Here is a 9101-nt window from a genome sequence, read left to right on the forward strand (position 1 = left end):
TGTTCCTCGGTGTGTTGGTACCAGTTTCCCGCGTGTGGGGTGTGTGCGCTTCGTTGGTCACTTACACGCTTATTGTTTTTTTTTTTTCAGGCAGAGGAGGGCACACGAGATGGGGGTCCGCCGCGTGGGCTCGGAGGTGTGTATAAGAGACGGGCCGGGCGCGGCGCCAGGGCCGGCGGCCCCGCGCTCCCCCCGCCGCTGATCGGCGCGCTCGGCCGCGCCCGCGTCGTCGCGGCCGGCATGCTGGTGTCCGCCGGCGGCTTCACCGGCTACCTGGTGATCGGCCTGCACACCTCGTACTGGGCGGTGATGGTCCCGGCGATGCTGCTGTCGGGCGTCGGGATGGGGATGGCGATGACGGTCACCGCCGACACCGTCCTCGCGTCCGTCCCGAAGGACCGGTCGGGCTCGGCGTCCGCGATCGCGGAGACGGCGACGGAACTGGGCGCGGCGCTCGGCATGGCGATCCTCGGCAGCGTGCTGACCGCCGTCTACCGGAACACGCTGGATCTGCCCGGCGGCCTTCCGGCTCCGGCCGCGTCCGCCGCGCGCGACTCGCTGGGCGCCGCACTGCAGGCCGCCGCGAACCTTCCCGCGACGGTCGCGGCGCAGGTGAGCGAGGCGGCGCGCGAAGCGTTCGTGGACGGGATGCACGCCGCCCTGGTGTGCAGCGCCGGTCTCGCCGCGCTGGTGGCCGTCTTCGCCCTGGTGACGCTGCGGAACGTCCCCAAGGTCATCGAGGAGGCCGAGGAGCCCGACCTCGTCACCGCACCCTGACCCCGACGTTCCCCTCGGATTGGTAAAAGTGATATCACTTTGCTATGTTGGTGATAACCAAGGAGGAGGATGACATGGTGGACACGGGGGCCAAGGTGGAGATGCCGCGGCCGAAGATCGAGGAGCGGCCGGCGCGGGACCGCGGCGGCTGGACGATGCTCGGCGTCGGCCTGCTGTGGATGGCGGTGGGCGGCGTGGCGATCGCCCTCGGCGTGCTGGCCGGCGGGGTCGCCGCGCTCGCCGTCGGCATCACGGTGGGCTCGCTGCTGGCGCTGGCCGGACTGGTCATCCTGGTCGGGCTGACGCCGGTCGCGCCGGGCGAGGCGCGCGTGCTGCAGCTCCTCGGCCGGTACTCCGGGACGGTCCGCACCGACGGGCTGCGGTGGGTGAACCCGCTGACCGAGCGGCGCCGGGTGTCCACCCGGATCCGCAACCACGAGACCGGGCTCGCCAAGGTCAACGACCTGGACGGCAACCCGATCGAGATCTCCGCCGTGGTGGTCTGGCAGGTCGCCGACACCGCGCGGGCCGTGTTCGAGGTCGACGACTTCGTGGAGTTCGTCGCGTTCCAGACGGAGGCGGCCGTCCGGCACATCGCGGGCAGCTTCCCCTACGACGCCGCCGACCGGACGTCCCTGCGCGACAACGCCGACGAGATCACCGCGCAGCTGTCGGAGGAGCTGGCGCAGCGCGTCGCGTCCGCCGGGGTGGTGATCATCGAGTCGCGGATCACCCGGCTGGCGTACGCGCCGGAGATCGCGCAGGCGATGCTGCGCCGGCAGCAGGCGGGCGCGGTCGTGGCGGCGCGGCAGCGGATCGTGGAGGGCGCGGTCGGCATGGTGCAGCTCGCCCTCGACCGGCTGGACGAGGAGAACGTGGTCGACCTGGACGAGGAGCGCAAGGCGGCGATGGTCAGCAACCTGCTCGTCGTGCTCTGCGCCGACCGGGACGCCCAGCCGGTGGTCAACACCGGCACCCTCTACCAGTAGCCCGGAACCAGTGGCGGAACGGAAGAAGATCCTGCTGCGGCTCGACCCGGCCGTCCACGACGCGCTGGCCAGGTGGGCGGGCGACGAGCTCCGCAGCACCAACGCGCAGATCGAGTTCCTGCTCCGGCAGGCCCTCGCCGACGCGGGCCGGATGCCCGGGTCGGCGGGACGGATGCGAGGCCCCGGGCGCCCGCGCAGGGCGAGGCGCCCCGGGGACGGGGAAGACGAGAGCGACCCGCCGGAGGGCGGGGGCGAGGACTAGCCATGGTCGAGGTTCCGGAGTCGCTGGCGGCGCGCATGTACCTGCTGGCGTACGACCTGAGGAAGCAGAAGATGACCAAGGGCGGAGCGCGGCTCGGCTACGTGCTGCGGGCCGCCGCGCTGACCGAGCTGTTCCTGGACGGGCGGCTCGGCGAGGAGCGGCGCCGGCCCGTCCCGGGGACGCCGGGCGACGACCCGTACGGCGTGCTGGCGCAGATCGCGGCCTCGCGGCCCCGGTCGTGGCAGCACTGGGTGCGCAAGGACGCCAAGGCCCTCGTCGGGACGGTCCGGGACGAGCTGGTGCGGGACGGCTGGATCCGGGTGCGGGGGCGCCGGATCCTGGGGCTGTTCCCGCACCAGGAGATCACCGTGAAGGATCCGCGGGTCGTGAAGGCGCTGTGGGGCGGGGCGTCGTCGGCGCTGCGGGGGCGCCCGGTCGCGCACGTGTACAGCTACGACGCGGCGGCGGTGGCGCTCGCCGCGGCGGGCGACCGCGGCCCGGCGACCGTGGTGCAGATCCACGGCATGGCCGGCGTCGGCAAGACGTCGCTGGTGCTGCACTGGGCGCACCGGAACGCCGCGCGCTTCGGCGAGCACATCTTCCTCGACCTGCACGGCCTGCCCAGGTGGAGCGCGGCGACGCCCGCGCGGGCGCTGTTCCAGCTGCTCGGCGACCTCGGCCTCGCCCCCCGCGACATCCCGGCGGACGAGGACCGCCGGGCCGCGCTGTTCCGCTCCCTCGTCGCCGAGCGCCGCGTCCTGGTGGTGCTCGACAACGCGGCGGACGCCGGCCAGATCGTCAAGCTGGTCCCGGGCGGCGCCGGCTGCCTGGTCGTGGTGACCGGGCGCACCCGGCTGGAGGGCCTCGACGCGGAGTTCGGCGCGGTCTCCATCCCCGTCGGCCCGCTCACCACCGACGAGTCGCGCGAGCTCGTCGCGCGGCTGCTCGGCGGCGGCCGCGGCGAGCGGGAGCCGCAGGCGGTCGCCGACCTCGCCGACTCCTGCGCCCGGCTTCCGCTCGCCATCCGCATCGCCACGGTCGGGCTCGCCGCCGGGCCGTTCGACTCGGTGGCCGCCGTGGTGGACGAGCTGACCTGCGGCGGCCGGCTCGACGCGCTCGCCCTCGACGGCGGCGCGGGCCCGGCCATCCGGCCCGCCTTCGACCTGTCCTACGACGCCCTGACCGCCCGCGAGCAGGGCGTCTTCCGGATGCTCGGCCTGCTGCACGGCTACGACTTCGGCGCCGAGAGCCTCGCCGCGCTGCTCGCCGTGCCCGTCCAGGAGGCTCGCGGGCTGCTGCGCGGCCTCGTCCGCCGGCACCTCGTCGAGCCCGGCACCGTCGGCCGGTTCCGGCTGCACGAGCTGCTCAGCGAGTACGCGGCGGAGCGGCTCGCCCGCGCGGGCCGCGGGCGACCGGCACTCCGAGGCGCTGATGCTCGACCAGCTCGCCGTCGTGCACTGCGACCGCGGCAACCACGCCGAGGCCGGCACGGACGCGCGGGCGGCGTACGAGATCTTCACCGAGCTCGGCGATCACCGCCGGGCGGGCTGGGCGCTCAACACGCGCTCGCGCGCGGCGCGGCTCTGCTGCCGCTACCAGGACGCCCTCGACCACGGGGAGCACGCGCTGGAGATCCTCACCCGGGAGGGCGACCGGCACGGCGTCGGGCAGGCGCTGGAGCAGATCGCGCAGGCGCGCTGGCGGCTCGCGCACCACCGCATCGCGCTGCGGCACGCGCGCGAGTCGCTGCGCGTGCACCGGGAGCTGCGCGGCGGCGCCGGGGAGGCCGACGCGCTGGAGATGATCGCCCGGGTCCTGCGCCGCCTCGGCCACGTCGACCGGGCCCTGCACTACGCCCGGCGGGCCCTCGCCGTCCGCGAGCGGCTCGGCGACCGGCGCGGCCAGGGCGAGGTCCTGGACGGCATGTCCCGCACGCTGCGGCGCAGCGGCCGGCTCGCCGAGGCGCTCGGCCGCGCCGGCGACGCGCTGCGCATCCGCGAGGACATCGGCGACCTCACCGGCGTCGCCACCAGCCTGATCAGCCGGGCGCGCGTCCTGGAGAACCTCGGCGACCGCCCGGCGGCCTTCGCGGACGCCACCCGCGCGCTGCAGATCTGCCGGGACTTCGGCGACCAGTACGGGGAGGCGGAGGCGCTGTGCACCATCGCCCGGTTCCACCACGACTCCGGGCAGTACGACGATGCCCTCCGGCACGCCCGCCAGGCCCTCGCCATCAGGGAGCGGATCGCGGACGAGCACGGCGTGGCGTCGGCGCTCAACCTCGTCGCGCTGGTCGAGTGGCGGCTCGGCCGGCACGCCGCCGCCCGCCGCGACGCCGAGCGGGCCCTCGCCCTCCAGCGCAGGATGAAGGCCGGGTACGGCCTCGGCCGGACGCTGACCAACCTCGCCGAGATCGAGCGCAGCGCCGGCCGGTACGGCGAGGCCCTCGCCCACGCCTTCGCCGCCCTCGCCATCCACGCCGGGGCCGGGGCCGGGCGCGGCGAGCGGATCGCGCAGGGCGCGAGCCTCGCCACCATCGCCCGGGTCCAGTGCAGGACGGGCGACCACGCGGCGGCGCTGCGGCACGCCGAGGAGGCGCTGCGCGTGCAGCGCAGGACCGGCGACCGCCCCGGGCAGGGCGTCACGCTGGACGTCCTCGCCCGCCTCGGCATCCGCACCGGCCGCTACCGGGAGGCCGCCGGCCACGCCGGGGAGTCGCTGCGGATCCGCCGGGAGATCGGCGACCGCCGCGGGATCGCCGAGAGCACCGCCAAGATCGCGCTCGTCCGCTGGCACCAGAGCCGCTACGACGAGGCGCTGTCCCGGGCGCGGGAGGCCCTGGCGATCCAGCGGGAGATCGGCGACCTCGCCGGGGCCAGCGGCGCCCTGTACGTGCTCGCCCGCATCCACGCGCGCACCGCGCGGTACGCCCGCGCCCGCGAGTGCGCCCAGGAGTCCCTGGAGATCTGCCGCCGCACCGGCGACCGGCACGGCGAGACCGACGACCTGCTCACGCTCGCGCACATCGACCGCAGGCAGGCCCGGTACGGCCGGGCGCTGCGCACCGCCCTCGGCGTCCTGGCGGCGAAGCGGGAGATGGACGACCGGACGGGCGAGGCCGAGGCGCTCACGCTCATCGGGCGGCTGCACGGCGAGCTGGGCCGGCACGACGCGGCGCTCGCGCAGCTGGCCGAGGCGCTCCGGATCCAGCGGGCGACCGGCGACCGCTACGGCGAGGCGGAGACGCTGGAGGCGATCGGACGGGTCCGCCGCCGGCTGGCGCAGTACCCGGCGGCCAGGCGCGCGCTGAAGGAGGCGCTGCGCATCGAGCGGGAGATCGGCGACCTCGCCGCGGAGGGCCGGACCCGGACGCTGCTCGCCGAGGTCTGCGGCCACCAGGCCGCGTTCCGCGCCGCCGTCCGGCACTCCCGCAAGGCCATCGCGATCCTGCGGGAGATCGGAGACCTGGACGGGGAGAGCGCCGCCCGCGACGGCCTCGCGCGGATCTTCTACTGCATGGCCCGGTACCGCAAGGCGCTCCGGCACGCCGGCGCGGCGCTGCGGATCCGCACCGAGACCGACGACCGGCAGGGCCAGGCCGAGAGCCTGGACACCCTGTCGCGCAACCACCGCAGGCTCGGCCGCAACGAGGTCGCCGTCGGCCTCGCGCAGCGGGCGCTGGCCCTGCACCGGGAGATCGGCGACCGGCACGGCGAGGCTGAGAGCCTGGGCACCCTCGCGCACGCGCGCTGGCGGCTCGGCGACGAGCAGGGCGCGCTCGCCGCGGGGGCGGCGGCGCTGCGGATCCACCGGGAGACCGCCGACCGGTACGGGGAGGGCGAGATGCTCGACCTGCTCGCCCGCGTCCACCGCAACGCCGGGCGCTGCGCCGAGGCGCTCGGGCTCGTCACGCGGGCGCTCGCGCTGCGCCGCGAGATCGGCGACCGGCGCGGCGAGGGCGACAGCCTGAACACGCTGTCGCGGCTCATGCGGCGGCTCGGCGAGACCGGCGAGGCGCTCGACCACGGCCGCCGGGCGCTCGTCATCCGGTACGAGATCGACGACCGGCGCGGCACGGCCGACACCCTCGACAACATCGCCCGCGCCCACCTCGGCGCCGGCGGCCGGGCGGAGGCGCTCCGGCACGCGCTCGACGCGCTGGAGATCCAGGCCGACATCGGCGACCGGTGGGGGCGCGGCCGGAGCCTGCTGCTGCTCGGCGAGATCCAGTCCGCGCTCGGCCGGCCCGGGGAGGCGCGCGCGTACCTGGCGCAGGCGGCGGCCGTCTGCGCGAAGGCCGGCGACGGGGAGTCCGCGGAGAGCGCCCGCGCCCTGCTCGCGTCCCTGCTCGGGTGAGGACGGCGCCGAGACGGGCGCGTAGGATCCGGAGTGCAGGCGTTCTGTCGGTGGGGTCTCCTACGGTCGGGGGCGACGGGGCCCGTCGGCCGGGCCGACGGAGCGATGCCGCCGAGCAGAGGTGACCACCACCATGGCGAACAGCACGATCGAATCTGACCGAGACTTCCAGGAGCTCGCCGATCCGTACCGGCGGGAGCTGCTGGCGCACTGCTACCGGATGCTCGGCTCCATCCACGACGCCGAGGACCTGGTGCAGGAGACCTTCCTGCGGGCGTGGCGCTCGTACGGCGACTTCGAGGGGCGCTCGTCGCTGCGGACGTGGCTGTACCGGATCGCCACGAACGTGTGCCTCACCGCGATCGACCAGCGCGGCAGGCGGCCGATGCCGTCGGGGCTGGGCGCGCCGAGCGACGAGCCGGAGCGGCCCGTGGTGGCCTCGCCGGAGGTGCCGTGGCTGGAGCCGGCCCCCGACGCCGTGCTCGGCGCCGACGCCGCCGACCCGGCCACGATCGTCGCGGCCCGCGAGAGCACCCGGCTGGCGTTCGTCGCCGCGCTGCAGCACCTGCCCGCCAAGCAGCGGGTCGTGCTGATCCTGCGGGACGTGCTGAAGTGGCGGGCGGCCGAGGTCGCCGAGCTGCTCGACACCTCGACGGCGGCGGTCAACAGCGCGCTGCAGCGGGCGCGGGCCCAGCTGGAGCGGGACGCGCCCGCGCGGGACGAGCTGGTCGAGCCGGCCGACCCCGCCCAGCGCGAGCTGCTGGAGCGGTACGCCAAGGCGTTCGAGGACGCCGACATCACCGGGCTCATCGAGCTGTTCAAGAAGGACGTCGTCTGGGAGATGCCGCCGTTCCCCGAATGGTTCGTCGGCGCCGACGTCGTCGTGCGGCTCATCCTCGCCCAGTGCGGGCCCGCCCCGGGCGACATCCGGATGGTCCCGGCGGCCGCCAACGCGCAGCCGGCGTTCGGGCTCTACATGCGCGACGAGGAGGGCGTGCACCGCGCGTACCAGCTGCAGGTCCTGAGCGTCACCGGGGACGGCGTCGCGCACGTCTCGGCGTTCTTCGACACGAGCCTGTTCCCGCTGTTCGGGCTGGCCGAGCACCTTTGACCGGTCCCCGGGGTTTCCACTGGGCGGAAGCCCCGGTTCGGCGCGCCCGGCGCGGCCTGCCAGGGTGGTGGGCGGTGGACGTCCACGTGGGACCGCAGAAAGGGAAGGGCGCATGACGCATCCTCCGTACCTGTACCCGGGCTACAAGAGCACCGTGCTCCGCGCCCCGCGGCAGGAACTGATCATGCCGAAGCTCGGCCCGGACAGCGTGGAGCTGACCTCGCCGGTCTTCGGGCACCAGGAGCTCGGCCGGCTGGACGAGGACCTCACCGTCCAGCACTCCGGGGAGCCGCAGGGCCAGCGGATCATCGTGACCGGCCGGGTGCTCGACGGCGCCGGCCGCCCGGTGCGGGGCGCGCTGGTGGAGGTCTGGCAGGCGAACGCGGCCGGCCGCTACAACCACCTCGGCGACATCCACCCGGCGCCGCTCGACCCCAACTTCACCGGCGCCGGACGCTGCCTGACCGACGGCGACGGCCGCTACCGGTTCATCACGATCAAGCCGGGCGCCTACCCGTGGGGCAACCACCACAACGCCTGGCGGCCCGCGCACATCCACTTCTCGGTGTTCGGCACCGCGTTCACCCAGCGGCTCGTGACCCAGATGTACTTCCCCGAGGACCCGCTGTTCGCGTTCGACCCGATCTTCCAGTCGATCCCGGACCAGCAGGACCGCGAGAAGCTGATCTCCCGGTTCGACATGGACACCACCAAGCCGGAATGGGCGCTCGGCTACCAGTGGGACATCGTTCTCGGCGACACCCCGATGGAGACCTGATGAGCACTCCTTCTCTCACCACGCCATCGCAGACGGTCGGCCCGTTCTTCGGCTACGCGCTGCCGTACGCGGCGGGCCCGGAGGTCGTCCCGCCGTGGCGGCCGGACGCGATCCAGGTGCGCGGCCGGGTCCTGGACGGCGCCGGCGAGCCGGTGCCGGACGCCCTGCTGGAGATCTGGCAGCCCGACGGGGACGGCGAGATCCCGCAGCGTCCCGGCGGGCGCGTCCGGGCCGGGCACGGGTTCTCCGGTTTCGGCCGGTGCGGCACCGACGGGGACGGCGGCTACTGGTTCAGCACCGTCAAGCCCGGCGTGTCCGGGGACGGCGCGCCCTACATCGCCGTGCTCGTGTTCGCCCGCGGCCTGCTCAAGCCCGTCTTCACCCGGCTGTACTTCCCCGAGGACGAGGCCGCGCACGGCGCCGACCCGCTGCTCGCGGAAGTCCCGGACGACCGGCGCGGGACGCTGATCGCCGAGCGGGACGGCGAGCGCGGGTACCGGTTCGACATCCGGCTGCAGGGGGAAGGAGAGACGGTCTTCCTTGCCTACTGACGAGCCCGGCCCGGACGCGGGCCTGCTGTCCCCCGTCCGGGCGGGGACGGAGGCGGAGGCCGCCACGAGCGACCTCGCCTACCTGACCGCGATGCTGGACGCCGAGGCGGCGCTCGCCCGCGCGCAGGCCCGCCTCGGCATCATTCCCGGCGAGGCGGCCGGGGCGATCACCGCCGCCGCCGACGCGGGCCGGTTCGACCTCGTCGCGGTCGCCCGCCGGGCCCGCGGCTCCGGCAACCCCGCTGTGCCGCTGGCTGTCTCGTCTACACATCTGTCG

7 protein-coding genes and 2 pseudogenes are annotated in these 9101 nt (G+C 75.1%); all 9 read left to right on the forward strand.

Annotation, left to right across the window (positions count from 1 at the left end):
* Positions 1-138 precede the first annotated feature (138 nt).
* A complete protein-coding gene (locus tag HUX53_RS08055; protein ID WP_176402532.1) occupies positions 139-777 on the forward strand; it encodes a hypothetical protein in 639 nt (212 codons plus the stop codon).
* Between the two features lie 74 nt (positions 778-851).
* Complete coding sequence (locus HUX53_RS08060) at positions 852-1766, forward strand: SPFH domain-containing protein (RefSeq protein WP_176402533.1); 915 nt, start codon at positions 852-854, stop codon at positions 1764-1766.
* Between the two features lie 10 nt (positions 1767-1776).
* Positions 1777-2028, forward strand: a complete 252-nt coding sequence (locus HUX53_RS08065; protein ID WP_176402534.1) for a hypothetical protein — start codon at positions 1777-1779, stop codon at positions 2026-2028.
* 71 nt (positions 2029-2099) lie between these two features.
* Positions 2100-2999: pseudogene (locus HUX53_RS42970) on the forward strand (GPP34 family phosphoprotein); the annotation flags it as partial.
* Positions 3000-3459: 460 nt separating this feature from the next.
* A complete protein-coding gene (locus HUX53_RS08080; RefSeq protein ID WP_176402535.1) occupies positions 3460-6384 on the forward strand; it encodes a tetratricopeptide repeat protein in 2925 nt (974 codons plus the stop codon).
* Positions 6385-6517: 133 nt separating this feature from the next.
* Positions 6518-7495 carry a sigma-70 family RNA polymerase sigma factor gene (locus tag HUX53_RS08085; protein WP_176402536.1) on the forward strand — a complete coding sequence of 326 codons (978 nt, stop codon included), beginning with the start codon at positions 6518-6520 and terminating at the stop codon, positions 7493-7495.
* Between the two features lie 112 nt (positions 7496-7607).
* Complete coding sequence (gene pcaH, locus HUX53_RS08090) at positions 7608-8273, forward strand: protocatechuate 3,4-dioxygenase subunit beta (RefSeq protein WP_176402537.1); 666 nt, start codon at positions 7608-7610, stop codon at positions 8271-8273.
* A complete protein-coding gene (gene pcaG, locus HUX53_RS08095; RefSeq protein WP_176402538.1) occupies positions 8273-8824 on the forward strand; it encodes a protocatechuate 3,4-dioxygenase subunit alpha in 552 nt (183 codons plus the stop codon). The genes pcaH and pcaG overlap by 1 nt, the downstream gene beginning before the upstream one ends.
* Positions 8814-9101, forward strand: a pseudogene (locus tag HUX53_RS08100) (3-carboxy-cis,cis-muconate cycloisomerase); the annotation flags it as partial. The gene pcaG and the pseudogene HUX53_RS08100, both read left to right, overlap by 11 nt.

Source organism: Actinomadura sp. BRA 177, assembly GCF_013372625.1.
GTDB lineage: Bacteria > Actinomycetota > Actinomycetes > Streptosporangiales > Streptosporangiaceae > Spirillospora.

Coding starts and splice junctions, on each gene's coding strand:
- pcaG (WP_176402538.1), top strand. CDS start 8,273: ATGAGCACTCCTTCTCTCACCACGCCATCGCAGACGGTCGGCCCGTTC.
- HUX53_RS08085 (WP_176402536.1), top strand. CDS start 6,518: ATGGCGAACAGCACGATCGAATCTGACCGAGACTTCCAGGAGCTCGCC.
- HUX53_RS08080 (WP_176402535.1), top strand. CDS start 3,460: ATGCTCGACCAGCTCGCCGTCGTGCACTGCGACCGCGGCAACCACGCC.
- HUX53_RS08060 (WP_176402533.1), top strand. CDS start 852: ATGGTGGACACGGGGGCCAAGGTGGAGATGCCGCGGCCGAAGATCGAG.
- pcaH (WP_176402537.1), top strand. CDS start 7,608: ATGACGCATCCTCCGTACCTGTACCCGGGCTACAAGAGCACCGTGCTC.